Genomic DNA, 20,609 nt, shown 5'->3' on the forward strand with positions numbered 1-20,609 from the left:
TGATGTTTGAAGCCAGGTTTAAGCGCTTTCGCGCTCGAATTCCTTCATGTAATCGACGAGCGCTTTCACGCCCTCGATCGGCACCGCGTTGTAGATCGATGCCCGCATGCCGCCGACGGACTTGTGGCCCTTCAGTTGCAACAGCCCGCGCGCCTTCGCGCCGGCCAGGAAATCGGTGTTGCGCGATTCGTCGGCGAGGAAGAACGGCACGTTCATGCGCGAACGGTTCGGGCGCTCGACCTTGTTGACGTAGAAATCGCTCGAATCGATGGTGTCGTACAGCAGCTTCGCCTTTTCGACGTTGCGCGCTTCGATCGCCGTGAGGCCGCCCTGCTTCTTCAGCCACTTGAACACGAGACCGGCGATGTAGATCGCATACGTGGGCGGCGTGTTGTACATCGAGTTGTTCTCGGCGACGGTCTTCCACTCGAACGCCGAAGGACAGATGGATAGCGCGCGGTCGAGCAGGTCTTCGCGCACGATCACGACGGTCACGCCCGCCATGCCGATGTTCTTCTGCGCGCCGCCGAAGAGCACGCCGAACTTCGCGATGTCCATCGGGCGCGAGAGGATGTGCGAGGACGCGTCGGCGACGAGCGGGATGTCGCCCAGATCGGGAATCTCGAAGGCTTCGACGCCGTCGATGGTTTCGTTGCTGCACAGATGCACGTAGGCCGGATCGTCCGACAGCTTCCATTCGCTGAAAGCCGGCACGCGCGTGAAGCCTTCTTCGGTCTTGCCGCTCGCCGCGAGATGCGGCGTGCCGTACTTCTGCGCTTCCTTGAACGACTTCGTCGACCATGAACCGGTGACGACGAAGTCGGCGGTTTGCCGCTTGCCGAGCAGATTCATCGGCACGATGGCGTTTTCGCCGATGCCGCCGCCCTGCAGAAACAGAATGCGATGCGACGCCGGCACGTCCAACAGTTCACGCAGATCGGTGAGCGCGGCCTCGTGGATCGACATGAACTCCGCGCCGCGGTGACTCATTTCCATCACGCTCATGCCGCTGCCTTGCCAGTCGAGCATTTCATCGGCTGCCTGCTTCAGGACTTCTTCTGGCATGGCGGCTGGGCCGGCGGAGAAATTGAACACGCGCATCTGGAGGTCCCGGAAATCCGATTCGGCAGGCGCGAATTGCGCGGCAAATGCAGCGAAGACCGCGCAATCACCGTTTTCGCGCCCGAAAAAGAAATGGCTGCTTGCGCTCGCGCGCAAACAGCCATTATCGCACTGTCCTGAAAACCCGCCAATGCACGGGGCGGTGAGCCCCGCCGGCGGATTCCCGTCAGGCCGACGTCATCGAGCTTACTTGGCGCTCGGCTTGACGCTCGCCACTTCCTGATCGGCTTGCGTGCGCGTTGCCTTGATGGCTTGCGGCATGTACTTCTGCATCAGGCCATTCACGACGTCGCGGCCAACCTGGTCCTGAACCTGGATGAACTTGCGGCCAGTCGTGCTCTTGTAGAAGTTGGTCAGATCCTTGATCTCGTCCGTCGAGTAGTACTTCGCGTATGCGTCGTACTGAGCTTGCATCGCGTCCTTGCGGAAGGCGTCGGTGGCGAAAACCTGGCCGGCGGAGTCGACCAGCTTCGGCACTGCGTTCTTCTGCAGCGTCGGAACGGCGGCTTGCTTCTGCTTGTCGTTCATCGTCTTGTTCTCGGACAGCGCGTCCGAGAGGATCGCCGGCACGAGTTGCTTCGATTGCATCTGCGCGCTGTTACCGATCGCACCGACCAGCTTCTGCGCGTCGATCGCGTCGAGCAGGTCCTTGATCGCGGCTTGCTTGGCCGGATCAACCGGTGCTGCTGCGGCTGCCGGTGCGGCCGTTTGCGCGGGCGCCTGATTCTGAAGCGACTGAGCCATCGCGAAGGTCGGCACGAAAGCGGCCAGCAACATCCACTGCTTGAAACGTCCTTGCATTATTACTCCCTGTAAAAAATATCCAGTTCAGCACTGGCGACGAGCGTTGCCTGTCGTTTCGACGCCGGCAACCCGCTCATGTCACGTCGCGCAGCTTAACCAATCCGAGCTTTCAAAAGCGATAACGAGAGCGTTGAGACACAAAAAATATCAGGCGTTTTCTTCGCCTTCACCATTTTCCGCGTCACCCGGTTTCGCTGCAGAATCTTCCGAACCGGCGTCTGCCTCGAGTTCGGCCTCGGCTTCCGCTTCGGCGATATGCTGCAGTCCCGACAACTTCGTTCCCTCGTCAAGGCTGATGAGTGTAACACCTTGAGTTGCACGGCCCATTTCGCGGATTTCCGAAACTCGCGTGCGAATAAGCACGCCCGCGGTCGTGATCAGCATGATCTCGCTCTCCGGCTCGACGAGCGTCGCCGCGACGACGCGGCCGTTACGCTCCGACGTCTGGATCGCGATCATACCCTTCGTGCCGCGGCCATGACGCGTGTACTCGTTGATCGGGGTGCGCTTGCCATAGCCGTTCTCGGTCGCCGTCAGCACCGACTGATTCTCGCCGCCCGCAACGAGCATCGCGATGACCTGCTGCCCGTCTTCGAGCTGCATGCCGCGCACGCCGCGCGCCTCGCGGCCCATCGCGCGCACGTCGTTCTCGTCGAAGCGCACGGCCTTGCCCGCGTCGGAGAACAGCATGACGTCGTGCTGGCCGTCGGTGATGGCGGCGCCGATGAGGTAATCGCCCTCGTCGAGACCCACCGCGATGATGCCCTTCTTCATCGGACGGCTGAACGCTTCGAGCGGCGTCTTCTTGACCGTGCCGAGCGCGGTCGTCATGAACACGTACTTGTCGACCGAGAATTCCTTGACCGGCAGGACGACGTTGATCTTCTCGCCATCCTGCAGCGGGAACATGTTGACGATCGGACGGCCGCGCGAGTTGCGCGAGCCCTGCGGCACTTCATAGACCTTGATCCAGTACACGCGGCCGCGATTCGAGAAGCACAACATGTGATCGTGCGTGTTCGCGATGAAGAGCGTGTCGATCCAGTCGTCTTCCTTCATCTGCGTCGCCTGCTTGCCGCGACCGCCGCGCTTCTGCGCGCGATATTCGGAAAGCGGCTGCGACTTCACATAACCGGAATGCGACATGGTGACGACCATGTCCGTCGGCGTGATGAGGTCTTCGGTGTTGAGCTCGGTCGCGTTCATCTCGATACGCGAACGGCGGTCGTCGCCGAACTCGGCGCGAATCTGGCCCAGCTCCTCGACGATGATCTGGCGAATCCGCTCCGGCCGCGCGAGGATGTCGAGCAGGTCGGCGATCTGCGCCATCACTTCGCGATACTCGCCGACGATCTTGTCCTGCTCCAGACCCGTCAGGCGCTGCAGACGCATCTGCAGAATTTCCTGCGCCTGAACGTCCGACAATTTATACAGACCGTCTTCCTGCAGGCCGTATGCCGGATTCAGCCCTTCCGGACGATACGCCGCGCGGCCGCCCGAAGCCTCGGTCTCGGTACGCGTGAGCATTTCGCGCACGAGCGACGAATCCCACGGACGCGCCATCAGTTCCTGCTTCGCGATAGGCGGCGTCGGCGCGGCCTTGATGATCGCGATGAATTCGTCGATGTTAGCGAGCGCGACAGCGAGACCTTCGAGCACGTGCCCGCGATCGCGGGCCTTGCGCAGTTCGTATACAGTGCGCCGCGTCAGCACTTCCCGTCGATGCGACAGGAAGCACTCGAGCATCTCCTTCAGGTTCAGGAGCTTCGGCTGGCCGTCGACGAGCGCGACCAGGTTCATGCCGAACGTGTCCTGCAGCTGAGTCTGCTTGTACAGGTTGTTCAGAATGACTTCCGGCACTTCCCCGCGCTTCAGCTCGATCACGACGCGCATGCCCGACTTGTCGGATTCGTCGCGAATATCGGAAATGCCTTCCAGCTTCTTCTCGTTGACGAGTTCGGCGATGCGCTCGAGCAGCGTGCGCTTGTTCACCTGATACGGAATTTCGTCGACGATGATGGCCATGCGCTGGCCGCGGTCGATCTCTTCGAAGTGCGTGGCCGCGCGCATCACGACGCGCCCGCGCCCCGTGCGATAACCGTCGCGCACGCCCGCCACGCCGTAGATGATGCCGGCGGTCGGGAAGTCCGGCGCCGGCACGATCTCGATGAGTTCGTCGACGGTGGCCTCGGGCGTATTCAGCAGATGCAGGCAGGCGTCGACGATTTCGCGCAGGTTGTGCGGCGGAATGTTGGTCGCCATGCCGACCGCGATGCCGGCCGAGCCATTGATCAGCAGATTGGGAATGCGCGCCGGCAGAACGAGCGGCTCGTTTTCGCTGCCGTCGTAGTTCGGCCCGAAGTCGACCGTTTCCTTGTCGATGTCGGCCAGAAGCTCGTGGCCGATCTTCGCCATGCGGATTTCGGTGTAACGCATCGCCGCGGCGTTGTCGCCGTCGACCGAACCGAAGTTGCCCTGGCCATCGACCAGCATGTAGCGCAGCGAGAACGGCTGCGCCATCCGAACGATCGTCTCGTAGACGGACGCGTCGCCGTGAGGATGGTACTTACCGATGACGTCACCGACGATACGCGCCGACTTCTTGTACGCGCGATTCCAGTCGTTGTTCAGCTCGTGCATCGAGTAGAGCGCCCGACGATGCACCGGCTTCAAGCCATCGCGTACATCGGGAAGCGCCCGCCCGACGATCACGCTCATCGCGTAATCGAGATACGAGCGGCGCATTTCCTCCTCGAGGGAGATTGGCAGAGTCTCTTTGGCGAATTGATCCATTATCCGTGTCTTGAACTATGCAGCGGCGACACGGCAGCGCGCGACGATTTCGCGCAACTCGCCCGTCAGCCGCACGACATGAGGCTGCCGCGGGGCGTAGCCGGCGTACGCTGCGCGCCCCATATGCGGCGCACGCCTCTGAGCGCTGCGTACGGTGCATATGCTGCGCATGTCATATTTATGCGTGCGAACGCAGCGCATCAGGAGATTCTACCATGCGCGACATTAGCGCCCTGACGACTGCTGTATACATACAGTGTGTTGCGCCCGTCCAGCCAGGATGTGCACGCCGAGTTCGCATTGCGCAACGTCGTACCAATTACTTACAAAAACCGGGGAACGATTTCCGTCCTTTCGTCACTTCGGCGGGCTATCATGCCGCCTCGTCTTTTTGCTGATCGATAAAGTACCCGCGATAAAAACACGCAGGAAATGGCATTCAGGCACGCAATATGCGCGGATTTCGCGCCTTCTTCGGGCCTGACCGTCTCCTGTCCCCTTCTTGTTGCGCATGCACCACATAAGGTTGCGGGCGTGCAGCGTGCGGGGATATTTTTATCGTTGCAAGGGAACGATATGGCAAAATGCCAACGCACAAACTTAGACACTGCTCGAAGTCTATACAGCGCGTTTTGTTCCGTAGGGAATGTTATACTTCGAGCAATGTATGACTTGTCTTCGTCTACAGGCTCGCAGTAAACCTGCGGTAATCTCAATTTCGAGAGGAGAAATATGAATAAACTTTCAAAGCTCGCGTTCATTGCAGCTACCGCAGTTATGGCTGCATCGGCCTCGGCACAGTCGGTGCCGGCCTCGCGACAAGCCGTGAATGACAACTGGGTGAACGGTACGGGCGAGTATGTGTGGATGAACGGCACGAACGAACTGTGCTGGCGCGACGCATTCTGGACGCCGGCTACGGCAAACGCGAAGTGCGACGGCGCGCTGGTCGCGCAAGTTGCACCGCCGCCGACGCCGGTCGCTCCGCCGCCGCCTGCTATCACGACGCAAAAGATCACGTATCAAGCTGACGCCCTGTTCGACTTCGACAAGGCTGTTCTGAAGCCGGCTGGCAAGACGGCGCTTGACGACCTGGCATCGAAGATCGGCGCGCTGAACCTCGAAGTCGTGGTTGCAACGGGTTACACCGACCGCATCGGTTCGGACAAGTACAACGATCGTCTGTCGCTGCGCCGTGCGCAAGCTGTGAAGGCTTACCTGGTCAGCAAGGGCATCGAAGCCAACCGTATCTACACGGAAGGCAAGGGCAAGCGCGACCCGGTCACGAAGGGTAGCTGCCAACAGAAGAATCGCAAGCAACTCATCGCTTGCCTCGCACCGGATCGTCGCGTGGAAGTCGAAGTTGTCGGCACGACGCGTCAGCCGCAGCAGTAATAGCGAGCAGGATTGCCGCAGATCAAACCCCCGCCTCCGCGGGGGTTTTTTTATGCCCGAAGCATTTCGCGCATTCGTTTAATGGGCCGCCGATTCAGGTAGGCTTCGGCTATGGCGCGTTTTGCCCGCCCATTGCGTCGCCTATATACTCGGTCCTAATCGATTCACGACTCAAACAAGGCACTCCCGAACATGACCAACGTCGATCCCCACGAACTGCAGAAATTCAGCGAGCTCGCGCATCGCTGGTGGGACCCGAACGCCGAGTTCAAGCCGCTGCATGAACTGAACCCGGTTCGGCTCGACTGGATCGACGCGCACGCGCATCTGATGAGCAAACGCGTTCTCGACATCGGCTGCGGCGGCGGCATTTTGTCCGAGTCGATGGCCACGCGCGGCGCGAACGTCAAAGGCATCGACTTGTCGTCGAGCGCGCTCGGCGTCGCGGATCTGCACAGTCTCGAAAGCGGCGTCGAGGTCGCGTACGAAGAAATCTCGGCGGAAGCGCTCGCCGCGCGCGAACCGGGCTCATACGACGTCGTCACCTGCATGGAGATGCTCGAGCACGTTCCGAATCCCGCGGGCACCGTTGCCGCTTGCGCCGCGCTCGTGAAGCCGGGCGGCTGGGTATTCTTCTCCACGTTGAACCGGAACGCGAAGGCGTATTTGTTCGCCGTCATCGGCGCGGAATACATCGCGCGCATGCTGCCGCGCGGCACGCACGATTACGCGCGCTTTATCAAACCGTCGGAGCTCGCCACGTTCGCGCGCGCCGCCTCGCTCTTGCCCGTCGATATCAAGGGCATCACGTATCGGCCGATCTCCAGGCACTTCGGCCTGTCGAACGACACGAGCATCAACTACATGATGGCTTGCCGCCGCGAAGCCTGACGCCATGACCAACGACGATCCCTTGTCTACGGGCACCATCGATACCACGCCCCTTCCGGAAGACACGAATCCCCTGCCCCAGCGCCTCGCAGAAGGCGATGGCCTCGGGCTGTGCCAGGCCGTGCTGTTCGACCTCGACGGCACGATCGCCGACACCGCGCCCGACCTCGTCGCCGCGGTGAACAAGATGCGGCACGATCGCGGCCTCGAAATGCGCCCGCTCGAAACGTTGCGGCCATTCGCGTCGGGGGGCGCGCGCGGTCTGCTCGGCGGCGCGTTCGAGATCGGGCCGGAGCATCACGACTTCGCGTCGATGCGCGAGGAATTCCTCGCCAATTACGAAGCCGATTTGTGCATCGAGACAACGCTCTTTCCGGGCATCGCCGAGATACTCGATCAACTCGATGCGCGCGGCGTGCGCTGGGGCATCGTCACGAACAAGGTGACGCGGTTCGCCGCGCCGCTCGTGGCCTTGCTGGGACTCGACACGCGCGCGGGCTGCCTCGTCTGCGGCGACACGACGCCGCATTCGAAGCCGCATCCGGCACCGCTCCTGCACGCGGCCGAGCTGCTGGATGTGGCGCCGGAGCGCATCGTCTATGTCGGCGACGATTTGCGCGACGTGCAGGCCGGTTTCGCGGCTGGCATGATCACCGTTGCGGCAGCCTACGGCTATTGCGGCGACGATATTCCGCCGCGCCGCTGGCACGCCAATCACGTCGTCGATTCGCCTGAGGAGTTGCAGCATCTGCTGCGTGACATCGCCTGACTTGAAAGTCCCGCGATTCGCCTCATATGGCTTTTCGTGGGATAATTTCTCTTCCGCTTGGGGGCGACCTGGTTTCGACAGGGGTTGTGAAGCGGTCAGGGCATACCGAGGACCCGTCACCTCGTTAATCAATGGGAAAAACGTAACTGCAAACGACGATACGTTCGCACTGGCAGCCTAAGGGCTAGCCGTCCTCTCACTAATTCGCTGACGGGTTAGGGTAGCAATACCACGAGAGGTCATATACGTCAGATAAGCTTTGGTGGCGTCACGACGCCCGAGTCGAAAATCTAGTGAATCGCCGTAACGCAGCGTGTTCGTCCGCGTCGTTACGGTTAAATCAAATGACAGAACTAAGTATGTAGAACTGGTCGTAGAGCGCTTCTGGACGCGGGTTCGATTCCCGCCGCCTCCACCAAAACACCCCCGTGAAACCCGCGATCGCGCAAGCATCGCGGGTTTTTCTTTGGCCGCACGGCAGGCACAACGACAGACGAAAAAAAGCCCCGCACGGGGGCGGGGCAAACATCCTTGAGAGACATAGCGAGGACAGAGACAACCATCGCTACGTCCGAGAGAATAGGCGGCCACGCGCTGCGTTCGTATCGGAGCGGTCCGAATGCTGTTGCTTTGTGTCAATGACCAACAGATCGGAAGCCGGTTTACTCAGAAAACTCCGATTCTCGCCGTCCGAGCCTCAGCCTATTCTGAAGCTGCACTTCGGAACGTCGGAGGTTTGCGGCGGGCCAGGTGTCATTCCAAGTACCTTGGCCTCGCTCCGTGCGAGGTCTTTTTTTGCCTTAGTTCGAACCGTCCTGCGGACACTTCAGATTGCAGCCGTTCGGATCGCCGTTATCGCCACGGCGGCGCATGGCCGATTTGCCCTGCTGATATTTCGCTGACGGCGCCGACGCCGCGAACTGCATCTGCGGATGCTCGTTCAAACGGAATTGGTCCTGCAGCACGCCGCCCGGCACGCCCGGCGAGTTCTGGGCAAAGGCGACGGGAACCATATAGATCGCGCCAGCGACGAGCGCGGCGGAAGAACAAGCAAGCAACGAGAGTTTCATGGCAGTGAAGTCGACAGCAAAGCGTTAGGTTAGCTCAATTCGCCGTCGATGGCAGTTTTGCGTCCGCCCCGCTCTTTTACAGCGTGTTTCCGTTTCAGCCGTGCAGGCCTTCGTCGACATCGACGAGCAAGCCGCAGTGCGCCGGATCGTAGCCCTCCAGATGAGCGACGCTCTCCGTGAAGCCGTCGCTGCGCAAAATACGCAGCACCGACGCAAGCTGCGCCTCGTCGAGCCGGGCGCGCTCGCACGCGAAGAAGTAATCCTCGTCGATGATCGGGATGAAATCGAGCGCGAAATGATGAGCGGCGGGCTGCACGCCGAAGCCCAAATCGGCCATGCCGCTCGCGACGAACGCGGCGATCGCCGAATGCGTGAGCTCGGTGGTCGCGTAGCCGTTGATTTGATCGGGATCGACGCCCACGCTACGCAACGACAGATCGAGCAGCATGCGCGTGCCCGAACCCGGCTGACGATTGACGAAGCGCACGTCGCCGCGCGCGAGATCGCGCAAGCCGGAAATCTGCTTCGGATTGCCCTTCGGCAGAAACAGCCCTTGAGTGCGGCGTGTGAGCCGGATGAGCTGATGCCTGTTCCGGTCCAGAAACGGCCGATAAATGTCCGCGCAAGTGGAACGGAATTCGCCGATCGGCAAGTGAAAGCCCGCCAGTTCGCACTCGCCGCGCGCGAGGGCGCTCACCGCTTCGGCGCTCTCGCGATATTTGATGTCGACCGGCACGCGTTGATCGCCCAGCGCGCGCACGAGCGCCGCGACCGCGTAACCGTGCGACGCGTGAATCCGCACCTGGCTGACGCCGCCCGCGAGACGCCGGTTCAGCTCGATGGCCACATCGTTCGCCACCGCCTGCAACGGCGTTTCGAGCCGCTCGCCGCACACGCGCTGCGCGCGCAACACCGATTCGCCCAGTTCGGACAGCACCGAGCCGCGACCGCGCGATTTGGTGATGAGCGCACCGCCCAGCCGCGCTTCGATTTCGCGCAACAAACCCCACGCGTGACGATAGGACAAACCCTTAGCGCTCGCGGCGTTCGCGATGCTGCCCGTCTGCGCGACGAGCTTCAAAAGCGGCACAACCGCGCTGAGACTGGTTTCCCGGCCATCCGCGTCGCGCAGGATCAGCTCCGCGCGGCATTCGACGTCCACCATATGCACTCCCCCTTCCTATTGCCAAGATATATCACGACGCCTATTGTTCTTTTACAGGCTCGGCACCCGTAATTATATCCGTCCAAATATGTACCAACAAAACATATGCCGAGTGTTGGAGGAGCCCCATGACACATCCGCAGCTTTCCGCCGCTGCATCCGCTGAAATCGTGCGTCGCCATGCAGTACAAGGCGCGACGTTGATGACCATTCTTCACGCCATCCAGGACGAAGTCGGCTATGTGCCGGAGACGGCGATCGCGCCGCTCGCACAAACGCTGTCGCTGTCGCGCGCAGAAGTTCATGGCGTCGTCACGTATTACCATCACTTCCGGTCCGCCCCGCCCGCGCGCGTGACCGTGCAGCTTTGCCGCGCGGAAGCGTGCCGCAGCATGGGCACGGAAGCGCTGAAGGATCACATCGAAGGACACACGGGTTGCCGCTTCGACAGCGGCCATGCCGAAGAGACCGAGCTCGAATCCGTGTTCTGCCTCGGTCAATGCGCGCTCTCCCCGGCGATGACGATCAACGGCGAACTGCACGCGCGCGTGACGCCGGCGAAGTTCGACCGCCTGTATGCAGCGGCGCAGACGAAAGTCGCGGAGGTGACGGCATGACCCGCATCTATGTACCGATCGATTCCGCCGCGCTCGCGCTGGGCGCGGACGCCGTCGCGCAAGCCATCGCGAGCGAAGCGCTGAAGCGCGGCCTCGACGTCCAACTCGTGCGCAACGGCTCGCGCGGCCTCTTCTATCTCGAACCGCTCGTCGAGGTCGAGACGCCGGACGGGCGCATCGGCTATTCGAACGTCGACGTGGAAGACGTCGTCTCGCTCTTCGATGCGGGCTTCCACGAAGGCAGCGCGCATGAAAAGAACGTCGGCATCGTCGATGAGATTCCGTATCTGAAGAACCAGCAGCGTCTGACGTTCGCGCGCATCGGGATTACCGATCCGTTGTCGATCGACGATTACGTCGCGCTCGGCGGACTCCATGGCCTGCGCAACGTGCTCGACATGAACGGCGACGCCGTCTGCGCAGCGCTGCTCGATTCCGGCCTGCGCGGACGCGGCGGCGCGGCGTTCCCGGCGGGCATCAAATGGAAGACCGTGCGCGGCGCGCTGGCGGACCAGAAATACATCGTCTGCAATGCCGACGAAGGCGACTCCGGCACGTTCTCCGACCGCCTCGTCATGGAAAGCGATCCGTACATGCTGATCGAAGGCATGATCATCGCGGGCGTGGCGGTCGGCGCGACCAAGGGCTACATCTATGTGCGCAGCGAGTATCCGCATTCGATCGCGACGCTGAACCGTGCGATCGACAAGGCGCGCGACGCGGGCTGGCTCGGCGCGAGCGTGCTCGGCACGTCGCACGAGTTCGAGCTGTATGTCGCAAAGGGCGCGGGCGCGTACGTGTGCGGCGAGGAAACGGCGCTGCTCGAATCGCTCGAAGGCAAGCGCGGCATCGTGCGCGCGAAGCCGCCGGTGCCCGCGCTCACGGGTCTGTACGGCAAGCCGACGGTCATCAACAACGTCATCACGCTCGCGACGGTGCCGATCATCTTCGCGAAGGGCGCGGCCTTCTATCGCGACTTCGGCATGGGCCGTTCGCGCGGCACGCTGCCCTTCCAGATCGCCGGCAACGTGAAGCAAGGCGGACTCGTCGAACTCGCGTTCGGCGTGACGCTGCGCGAGCTGATCTATACCTACGGCGACGGCACCGCGAGCGGACGTCCCGCGCGCGCGGTGCAAGTCGGCGGTCCGCTCGGCACGTATCTGCCGGAAAGCCAGTGGGATATTCCGCTCGATTACGAGGAGTACGCGAAGGTCGGCGCGGTGGTCGGCCACGGCGGGCTCGTCGTTCACGACGACACATCGAACCTTGCCGAGCTCGCGCAATACGCGATGCACTTCTGCGCGCTCGAATCGTGCGGCAAGTGCACGCCGTGCCGCATCGGCTCGACGCGCGGCGAGGAAGTCATCGCGAAGATTCGCGAGGGCGATACGTCGGTGAAGCAGATCACGCTCTTGCGCGAACTGTGCGACACGATGGTGTCCGGCTCGCTCTGCGCGATGGGCGGCATGACGCCGTTTCCGGTGATGTCCGCGCTCGATCACTTCCCCGAAGATTTCGGCTTGCCCCGCACGCCCGCGCAGAAGGCGGCGTAAAGAAAAGGAGACAAACATGTCCAACACCATCAACGGCTGCGGCTCCGGCAACTGCGCGTGCAAGAGCGCGGCATCGGTGCAGCGCCGCGATCCGTTCGACGAAACCGACTACGGCACGCCGCTGCGTCATGCGGATGTCGACGTGACGCTGGAAATCGACGGCGAAAGCGTCACGGTTCCGGCCGGCACGTCCGTGATGCGCGCCGCGATCGAAGCCGGCGTCAACGTGCCGAAGCTCTGCGCCACCGATTCGCTCGAACCGTGGGGTTCGTGCCGCCTGTGCCTCGTCGAGATCGAAGGCAAGCGCGGCTATCCGGCATCGTGCACGACGCCCGTCGAAGCGGGCATGAAAGTACGCACGCAAAGCGACAAGCTGCAATCGCTGCGCAAGAACGTGATGGAGCTCTATATCTCCGATCACCCGCTCGACTGCCTCACCTGTCCCGCCAACGGCGATTGCGAGTTGCAGGACATGGCGGGCGTCGTCGGCTTGCGCGAAGTGCGCTATGGCTACGAAGGCGCAAACCATCTGAAGGACAAGAAGGACGAGTCGAACCCGTACTTCACCTACGATCCGTCGAAGTGCATCGTCTGCAATCGATGCGTGCGCGCGTGCGAGGAAACGCAAGGCACGTTCGCGTTGACCATCGCCGGACGCGGCTTCGAATCGCGCGTCGCCGCGAGCGAAAACGTGCCGTTCATGGAAAGCGAATGCGTGTCGTGCGGCGCGTGCGTCGCCGCGTGCCCGACCGCGACGCTGCAGGAAAAGAGCGTCATCATGCTCGGCCAGGCGGAGCATTCCGCCATCACGACGTGCGCGTATTGCGGCGTCGGCTGCTCGCTCAAGGCGGAGATGAAGGGCAACACTGTCGTGCGCATGACGCCGAACAAGAACGGCCAGGCGAACGAAGGCCACGCGTGCGTGAAAGGCCGCTTCGCATGGGGTTACGCGACGCACAAGGACCGCATCAAGAAGCCGATGATCCGCGCGAAGATCACCGATCCGTGGCGCGAAGTGTCGTGGGACGAAGCGCTCAACTATGCGGCGAGCGAGTTCCGCCGCATTCAGGACAAGTACGGACGCGATTCGATCGGCGGCATCACGTCGTCGCGCTGCACGAACGAAGAGACGTATCTCGTGCAGAAGCTCGTGCGGGCGGCGTTCGGCAACAACAACGTCGATACCTGCGCGCGCGTCTGCCATTCGCCGACCGGTTACGGCCTCAAGACGACGCTCGGCGAATCGGCGGGCACGCAGACGTTCGCATCGGTGGAACAGTCGGATGTGATCATCGTGATCGGCGCGAATCCAACCGACGGCCATCCCGTCTTCGGCTCGCGGCTGAAGCGCCGCGTGCGTGAAGGCGCGAAGCTGATCGTGATCGATCCGCGCCGCATCGATATCGTCGATACGCCGCACGTCAAGGCGCAGTATCACCTGCAATTGCGCCCCGGCACGAACGTCGCGATGGTCAATTCGCTCGCGCACGTGATCGTCACGGAAGGCTTGCTGAAGGACGATTTCATCGCCGAGCGCTGCGAGGAGCGCGCGTTCGGCCAATGGCGCGATTTCGTCGCGACGGAAGAGAACTCGCCCGAAGCGATGGAAAGCGTCACCGGCGTGCCCGCGAAACTGGTGCGCGAAGCCGCGCGCGTGTACGCGACGGGCGGCAACGGCGCGATCTATTACGGCCTCGGCGTCACGGAGCACGCGCAAGGCTCGACGACGGTCATGGGCATCGCGAACCTCGCGATGGCGACCGGCAATGTCGGCCGTGAAGGCGTCGGCGTGAATCCGCTGCGCGGCCAGAACAACGTGCAGGGCTCGTGCGACATGGGCTCGTTCCCGCACGAGCTGCCGGGATATCGGCATATCGGCGATGCTGCGACGCGCTCGCTCTTCGAAGAAGCGTGGGATGTGAAGCTGCAGCCGGAACCCGGCCTGCGCATTCCGAACATGTTCGATGCCGCGATGCACGGCACCTTCATGGGCCTTTATTGCCAGGGCGAGGACATCGTTCAGTCGGATCCGAACACGCAGCACGTCGCCGATGCGCTGTCGTCGATGGAATGCATCGTCGTGCAGGACATCTTCCTGAACGAGACGGCGAAGTACGCGCACGTGCTCTTGCCCGGTTCGACCTTCCTCGAAAAGGACGGCACCTTCACCAACGCCGAGCGCCGCATCTCGCGCGTGCGCAAGGTGATGCCGCCGCTCGCGGGCTTCTCCGACTGGGAAGTGACCATCAAGCTTTCGCGCGCGCTCGGCTACGAGATGAACTACGCGAACCCGTCCGAGATCATGGACGAGATCGCGCGTCTCACGCCGACGTTCCACGGTGTCTCGTACGAACGTCTCGACGAGCTCGGCAGCATCCAGTGGCCGTGCAACGAGCGCGCGCCGGACGGCACGCCGACCATGCACATCGACGAATTCGTGCGCGGCAAGGGACGCTTCGTCATTACGAAGTTCGTCGCGACGCCGGAAAAGGTCACGCGCAAATATCCGCTGCTGCTCACGACGGGGCGCATCCTGTCGCAATACAACGTGGGCGCGCAGACGCGTCGTACCGAAAACTCGCAATGGCACGACGAGGATCGCCTGGAGATCCATCCGGTCGACGCGGAAGATCGCGGCATCAAGATGGACGACTGGGTCGGCATCGAGTCGCGCGCGGGGCAGACCGTGTTGCGCGCGAAGATCTCGGAGCGCATGCAGCCGGGCGTCGTCTATACGACGTTCCACTTCCCCGAGTCGGGCGCGAACGTCATCACGACGGATTCTTCCGACTGGGCGACGAACTGTCCGGAGTACAAGGTGACGGCGGTGCAGGTGATGCCGGTCGAGCAGCCGTCGCAATGGCAGAAGGAGTATTCGCGCTTCAACACGCAGCAGCTCGAACTGCTCAACCTCGCCACGACTTCTTCAGGAAAATAAGCAATGGATGTCGATAACCTGATCGAGATGGCGAACCGCATCGGCGAATTCTTCGATTCGATGCCGGACCGCCCCGAAGCCGTCGATAGCGTCGCGGACCACATCCGCCGGTTCTGGGAGCCGCGCATGCGGCTCGCGATTCTCGCCGCGCTCGACAATCCGGAAGCGAGCGCGACGATGGAGCCGATCGTGCGCGAGGCGCTCAGTCTGCATCGAATAGATCTGACGCCGAAAGCTGCGACCGCCTGAAACTCCTCGAAGCCCTGCACCGCAGGGCTTTTTCAATCCTCCCGATACTCGCGTTGCGGCTGCCGCTCGATGTTCGTCTCCTGCGCGCCGAACCACGTTTCGCAGTGACGCAAGAGCGCGTGCACATCCGACGGCGCCCGCCCGCGCGCCGCGATATAGCCATCGGGACGCACGAGATAGAACGCGGGGCGCGTGCGGCCATAGTTGTCGGTGAGCGAGTTCGCGCCGTCGCCTTGCGTATCGGTGATGCGCCACACGCGCACCGCGTTCGGCAGGATCGCTTCGACGGACTGCGCGAGGCCGTCGAGATCGGGATCGCGCATCGCGTGGGCGACGGTGATCGTCGCGGGCGCGAGGGCGATATCGTCCTCGCCCGACGGATTCACGAGCAGAAACAGCGAGAAGCAGCCGGGATCGTGCAGATCGTAAAGACAGCCCACGCCCGGCAAACGCCCGAGCGGCCCGTCGACGACATGCACACGCGCATCGGGCGCGCGCTCGCCCGCGCGCGGACCGCCGTCGAGCAGACGCTCCAGCGTGAGCGGACTCTTGCGATAGTTGATCGACAGCTCGCTGACCGTGCGCCGCATCGCGTCGCGCAACGGACCGATCGCGGCGAGCGCGGGCATCACGTGATCGCGCATCAGCTTCATCGGGCCATGCTCGGCACCGGCCATCTGCGTGAGCATGCTCGATTGGCGCAGCACGTCGCGCTCGATCGGATGCCGCTCCATGTGATAAGTGTCGAGCAGCCGCTCGGGCGCGTTGCCCGCGAGCATGCGAGCGATCTTCCAGCCGAGATTGAATGCTTCCTGAATGCCGGTGTTCATGCCCTGCGCGCCGGCGGGACTATGCACGTGCGCCGAATCGCCGGCCAGGAACACGCGCTCCACGCGAAGCTTGTCGACCATGCGGCTATTCAGATGAAAGTACGACGACCACGTCATGTTCGACAGCGCGATCTTGTGATGCACGCGCCGCTCGACGAGCGCGCGGCATTCGTCGAGCGTCGGGCCGGCTTTCGCGCCGGCCGCGTTGACCGCGCTTGCGGCAGGCGCGGGCAGATCGGCGATCAGGCGCGCGCGGTCGCCGCCCATCGGAAAGAGCGCGGCCAAGCCTTCGCCCGAAGCGAAGATGTGAAATTCGTCGTCGGGCCAGTCGGAGTCCGCATCGAGATCGGCGAGCAGGTACGTTTGATCGAACGTCTTGCCGTCGAAACCGATGCCGAGCCGATGCCGCACGAAACTGTGCGCGCCGTCCGCGGCGATCAGATACGAAGGCCGCAGCAGCTCGTCGCGCCCGTTCGGATGGCGCAGCGTCGCGTGCAGACCGGCGGAGCCTTGCGACACATCGACCACTTCGACACCGCGCTCGATATCGACGCGACAGCCCGCCAGATGCTCGGCGAGCAGACGTTCGGTCTGCGACTGTTCGAGAAAGAGCAGATACGGATAACGCGTCTGCAGCGGATCGAAATCGAGGCGCGCGAGGCGCTGGCCGTTGGAATAGAGATTCGCGACGCGCGCGCGATGGCCGAGCTCGAGAAACGGCTTGACGACGCGATGCTGTTCGAAGAGTTCGAGCGTGCGCGCCTGAATGCCGATCGCGCGTGAATGCGGCGACGGCTCGCGCGCGCGGTCGACGAGCCTCACCGGAATGTGTGCGCGCGCGAGACTCATCGCGGCGGCGAGGCCCGTCGGACCGGCGCCGACGATGAGAACGGGCGCCACGTCCAGCTTGTCGTTCGGATTCAGCTTTGGCGCGAACATGCAGTCGGTCCTCCCTGAAACGTCACGCGCTCTAGTGTACGCCCGCGAACCGCTCGCTCAGTGGGCGTGGCCGCGCTCGCTGAGCACGCACGCCTGGCATGCCTCGCCGAACTCGACCTGCACGGTCGCGTGATGCATCGAATATTCGCTGCGCAAGGTCGTGACGACGTCCTGCACGAACGCATCGCCGGGATGGCCTTGCGGCATCACGAGATGCACGGTGAGCGCGTTTTCGGTCGTCGAGAGCGCCCAGACGTGCAGGTCGTGGACGTCGCGCACGCCGGGAAGCCCGGTCAGATATCGCTCGATGCGCGACATGTCGACCGAAGGCGGAACGGCGGCCATCGCGAGGCGCATCGCGTCGCGCCCGAGTCCCCAGGTGCCGTAGACGATCACCGACACGACGATCAGGCTCATCAGCGGATCGAGCCAGCTCGCGCCCGTGAACAGGATGATGAGGCCGCTCACCGCGACGGCGGCGGAGATCGCGGCATCGGCGGCCATGTGCAGGAACGCACCGCGCACGTTGAGGTCTTCCTTGCTGCCGTGCATGAAGAGCCACGCGGAAAAGCCGTTCACGACCATGCCGAGCGTCGCGACGATGAACACGTCGAGGCCCGCGACGGGCGCCGGGTCGAAGAGACGCTCGATCGCTTCGAGGACGATCGCGCCGCACGCGAACAGCAGGAGCGCGGCGTTGGCGAGCGACGCCAGAATCGACGAGCTGCCGAGACCGAACGTATAGCGCGCGTTCGGCCGGCGCTTGCCGAGCCACACGGCGCCCCACGCGAGCAGCAGGCCGAGCACATCGGAGAGATTGTGGCCGGCGTCGGCGAGCAGCGCGGTCGAATGCGCGAGAAAGCCGTAGATGGCCTGCACGATCACGATCAGCAGATTCAGGCCGACCGCGAGCGCGAACGTGCGGCCCTGCCCTTCCTGCGGCGCGTGATGATGGTGATGTCCATGTCCGCCGTGCGCGTGCCCGTGCGCGTGCCCGTGCGCGTGCTCGTGCCCGTCGTGATGCTCGTGTTTGTCGTGCTGATGCGTGCTCATCGGCGTGCTCGTTGTTCGGTGAGTGTCATTCGATGTCCGCGGCATCGGCCTGCGGCTCCGCGATGTGCTCTCGCAACTCGGCGAGCATCGTGCTGATATGGCGATCCGCCGCCACGTAGAAAACCTGCTTGCCCTGGCGTTCGGCCCGCACGATTCGCGCCGCGCGCAAGAGCCGCAGATGATGGCTCACCAGCGACGCGGACAACCCGAGCAACTCCGCGATCGCCCCCACCGCGCGCTTGCGTTCGACGCATGCGAGCACGATGCGCAGGCGCGTCGGGTCGCCGAGCAGACGGAACAGATCGGCGAGCGGCACGACGCGGTCATCCGAAGTGATCGGGACGGCGGCGGAAGAATCGGAAACCGGATCGGAAGCCACGGACATCGTCAACATATGAATAGATGTTCATATGTTAAGTGCCATCGCCGCAACAAGTCAACGTCGCTTTGGCGGGGCGCTGTCCCCGGTGTGGGAAAATGCGAGGTTTGCTTTTCCGGGACAGCAGTTTCCCCGTCATGGACACCGTATTCGCCCGCGGTTTCGCGGCCCATCGCGACGGTCGCCTGACCGACGCGGAGCGCGACTATCAGGCCGCGCTCGCCGCCGAACCCCATCATGTCGACGCCTTGCACTATCTCGGCGTGCTGCGCCATCAACAGGGCCAGCACGCGGAAGCGGCCGAGCTCGTGCGCCGCGCGGTCGACCTGCGCCCGACCGATGCCGGCCTGCAGCTCAATCTCGGCAACGCGCTGAAGGCGCTCGGCCGTCTCGACGACGCGATCGAGCGCTTTCGCAACGCGCTCACGCTCGCGCCGGGCTTTCCGCTCGCGCAGTACAACCTCGGCAACGCCTACACGGCGGCCGGCCGTCACGAAGACGCCGCCGACGCGTTCGAAAAGGCGCTGCGCCTGCAGCCGAACGACGCCGCCGCGTGGAACAACTTCGGCAACTCGCTTTCCGCGCTGCAGCGCTTCAAAGACGCCGCGCAGGCGTTCAGGCGCGCGCTCGCGCTGCGTCCCCGTCATGCCGGCGCGCACAACAATCTCGGCATGGCGTTGAACGCGCTCGGCGATACCCTCGGCGCGATCGCGCACTTTCGCGCCGCGCTCGACGCCGAGCCCAACTACGTCGCCGCGCACTTCAATCTCGGCAATCTCCTCGAAACGCACGGCCATCCGGAAGACGCGCTGCCAGCGCTGCAGAAAGCCGTCGCCTTGCATCCGCATTTCGCGCCGGGCTATTTCGGGCTTGGTCACGCGCTCGCGAAGCTGGGCCGTCACGATGACGCCATCGCGCACTTCGAGCGCGCGGTCGGGCTCGATCCGAAATACGGCGTCGCCTGGCTGTGCCTCGGCAACGCGCGGCTTGCGCTCGGCGCGCATCAGGCGGCGCTGCGCGCATTCGACGAAGCGTTGCGCATCGATCCTTCGATGCCCGCCGCGCATCTGAACCGGGCGCTGGCCCTGCTCGCCATCGGCGATTACGCGCGCGGTCTCGCCGGTTACGAGTGGCGTCTGCAGACGCCCGGCAGCGAGCCGCCGCCGCGCCTGCCACGCTGGAACGGCGAACCGATGCCGGGCCGCACGCTGCTCGTGCGCGCCGAGCAGGGCTTTGGCGACACCTTGCAGTTCGCGCGTTTCGTGCCGTTCGCGGCGAAGCTCGCCGGCAAGCTGGTGCTCGAAGTGCAGCCCGCGCTCGTGCCGCTGCTCGCGCCTGCCGCGCATGCCGCGCGCGTCGAACTGAAGAGCAAGTCAGATGGCGTCCCGGTGCACGCCGACGCGTTCTGTCCGCTGTTAAGCCTGCCGCTCGCGCTCGGCATGACCGAGCTCGACGCGATCCCGGCGCGCGCGCCCTATCTCGTCGTGCCCGCCGAATACCGGCGCAAGTGGCGCGGCTCGATCGGTGGCCAGCACAAGCGCAAGATCGGCATCGCCTGGTCCGGACGGATGCAGCCGGGCGAAACGCGCTCGATCCCTGTCGCCGAGCTCGCGCCGCTGTTCGCGCTCGAAGGCATCGACTGGGTCGTGCTGCAGCCGTTCGTCACGGGCCGCGAGCGTGACTTGCTGGGCGCGCATCCGAACGCGGCATCGATTCATCTGCTGGAAAACCGGCTCGAAAACTTCGCCGATACGGGCGCGATCGTCGATCGGCTCGACGCCGTCGTCTCCGTCGATACGTCCGTCGCGCACCTCGCGGGCGCGCTCGGCAAGCCGCTCTGGGTAATGCTGCCGTTCGCCGCCGACTGGCGCTGGGGCATCGGCAGCGCCGAATGCGCGTGGTATCCGGGCGCGCGGCTCGTGCGTCAGCGCGCGCCGGGGCAATGGCGCGAAGTCATCGACGACACCGCGGCGGCGCTGGCTGCGCTTCCCGAATAAGAAATCCCCGCTTCATCATCGGCGGGGATTTTTTTCGACTGTTCA

General features: G+C 63.6%; 16 protein-coding genes and 1 other RNA gene. 9 read left to right on the forward strand and 8 right to left on the reverse strand.

The features are described from left to right. Nucleotides 1-18: 18 nt before the first annotated feature. From serC to gyrA, 3 genes are all read right to left on the reverse strand, one after another. Nucleotides 19-1,101 (reverse strand): 3-phosphoserine/phosphohydroxythreonine transaminase, encoded by a 1,083-nt coding sequence (serC, locus tag NCR93_RS10215; RefSeq protein WP_008342388.1) that lies wholly within the window; start codon nt 1,099-1,101, stop codon nt 19-21. 207 nt (nt 1,102-1,308) lie between these two features. Next, nucleotides 1,309-1,923 carry a DUF2059 domain-containing protein gene (locus NCR93_RS10220; protein ID WP_008342389.1) on the reverse strand — a complete coding sequence of 205 codons (615 nt, stop codon included), beginning with the start codon at nt 1,921-1,923 and terminating at the stop codon, nt 1,309-1,311. 150 nt (nt 1,924-2,073) lie between these two features. Further along, nucleotides 2,074-4,719 (reverse strand): DNA gyrase subunit A, encoded by a 2,646-nt coding sequence (gene gyrA / locus NCR93_RS10225; protein WP_075583528.1) that lies wholly within the window; start codon nt 4,717-4,719, stop codon nt 2,074-2,076. A gap of 732 nt (nt 4,720-5,451) precedes the next feature. On the opposite strand from gyrA, the gene ompA reads away from it, so the two are divergent. The 4 genes from ompA to ssrA all read left to right on the forward strand — a co-directional run bounded on the left by ompA (nt 5,452) and on the right by ssrA (nt 8,192). After that, nucleotides 5,452-6,114: an outer membrane protein OmpA gene (gene ompA / locus NCR93_RS10230; protein WP_033537188.1), complete on the forward strand. Its 663-nt coding sequence runs from the start codon at nt 5,452-5,454 to the stop codon at nt 6,112-6,114. Between the two features lie 192 nt (nt 6,115-6,306). Continuing rightward, entirely contained in the window at nt 6,307-7,005 is a 699-nt protein-coding gene (ubiG, locus tag NCR93_RS10235; protein ID WP_008342396.1) for a bifunctional 2-polyprenyl-6-hydroxyphenol methylase/3-demethylubiquinol 3-O-methyltransferase UbiG, read from the forward strand. Nucleotides 7,006-7,009: 4 nt separating this feature from the next. Further along, on the forward strand, nt 7,010-7,774 hold the full coding sequence (gph, locus tag NCR93_RS10240) for a phosphoglycolate phosphatase (protein ID WP_008342397.1): 765 nt from the start codon (nt 7,010-7,012) through the stop codon (nt 7,772-7,774). Nucleotides 7,775-7,833: 59 nt separating this feature from the next. Further along, nucleotides 7,834-8,192, forward strand: a transfer-messenger RNA (tmRNA) gene (gene ssrA, locus NCR93_RS10245). 382 nt (nt 8,193-8,574) lie between these two features. Here the strand turns inward: ssrA and NCR93_RS10250 are convergent. Further along, a complete protein-coding gene (locus tag NCR93_RS10250) occupies nt 8,575-8,844 on the reverse strand; it encodes a hypothetical protein (protein ID WP_008342435.1) in 270 nt (89 codons plus the stop codon). Nucleotides 8,845-8,938: 94 nt separating this feature from the next. Beyond that, nucleotides 8,939-10,009 (reverse strand): substrate-binding domain-containing protein, encoded by a 1,071-nt coding sequence (locus NCR93_RS10255; RefSeq protein WP_008342436.1) that lies wholly within the window; start codon nt 10,007-10,009, stop codon nt 8,939-8,941. 128 nt (nt 10,010-10,137) lie between these two features. On the opposite strand from NCR93_RS10255, the gene NCR93_RS10260 reads away from it, so the two are divergent. Genes NCR93_RS10260 through NCR93_RS10275 form a run of 4 tightly spaced genes read left to right on the forward strand, consistent with a single transcriptional unit; the run spans nt 10,138 to nt 15,366 of the window. Then, entirely contained in the window at nt 10,138-10,626 is a 489-nt protein-coding gene (locus NCR93_RS10260) for an NAD(P)H-dependent oxidoreductase subunit E (protein WP_008342437.1), read from the forward strand. Further along, the gene (locus NCR93_RS10265; protein WP_034472717.1) at nt 10,623-12,179 is read left to right on the forward strand and encodes a formate dehydrogenase beta subunit; all 1,557 of its coding nucleotides are present in this window, start codon (nt 10,623-10,625) and stop codon (nt 12,177-12,179) included. The genes NCR93_RS10260 and NCR93_RS10265 overlap by 4 nt, the downstream gene beginning before the upstream one ends. Nucleotides 12,180-12,195: 16 nt before the next feature. Next, a complete protein-coding gene (gene fdhF, locus NCR93_RS10270; RefSeq protein ID WP_034472719.1) occupies nt 12,196-15,117 on the forward strand; it encodes a formate dehydrogenase subunit alpha in 2,922 nt (973 codons plus the stop codon). 3 nt (nt 15,118-15,120) lie between these two features. Beyond that, on the forward strand, nt 15,121-15,366 hold the full coding sequence (locus tag NCR93_RS10275; RefSeq protein ID WP_008342440.1) for a formate dehydrogenase subunit delta: 246 nt from the start codon (nt 15,121-15,123) through the stop codon (nt 15,364-15,366). 32 nt (nt 15,367-15,398) lie between these two features. Here the strand turns inward: NCR93_RS10275 and NCR93_RS10280 are convergent, their stop codons facing one another. The 3 genes from NCR93_RS10280 to NCR93_RS10290 are packed head-to-tail and all read right to left on the reverse strand — an operon-like array spanning nt 15,399 to nt 18,573. Further along, nucleotides 15,399-17,135 (reverse strand): FAD-dependent monooxygenase, encoded by a 1,737-nt coding sequence (locus tag NCR93_RS10280; RefSeq protein ID WP_051996560.1) that lies wholly within the window; start codon nt 17,133-17,135, stop codon nt 15,399-15,401. Between the two features lie 57 nt (nt 17,136-17,192). Continuing rightward, a complete protein-coding gene (locus NCR93_RS10285; RefSeq protein ID WP_174447741.1) occupies nt 17,193-18,188 on the reverse strand; it encodes a cation diffusion facilitator family transporter in 996 nt (331 codons plus the stop codon). 25 nt (nt 18,189-18,213) lie between these two features. Continuing rightward, a complete protein-coding gene (locus tag NCR93_RS10290) occupies nt 18,214-18,573 on the reverse strand; it encodes an ArsR/SmtB family transcription factor (protein WP_085955275.1) in 360 nt (119 codons plus the stop codon). A 131-nt stretch (nt 18,574-18,704) separates the two neighbouring features. Here NCR93_RS10290 and NCR93_RS10295 point away from each other — a divergent pair, with 131 nt between their 5' ends. Then, nucleotides 18,705-20,564, forward strand: coding sequence for a tetratricopeptide repeat protein (locus NCR93_RS10295; protein ID WP_034472722.1), 1,860 nt, complete (start codon nt 18,705-18,707; stop codon nt 20,562-20,564). The last annotated feature ends 45 nt before the right edge of the window (nt 20,565-20,609 follow it).

It is taken from the genome of Caballeronia sp. ATUFL_F1_KS39 (assembly GCF_023630985.1).
GTDB lineage: Bacteria > Pseudomonadota > Gammaproteobacteria > Burkholderiales > Burkholderiaceae > Caballeronia > Caballeronia zhejiangensis.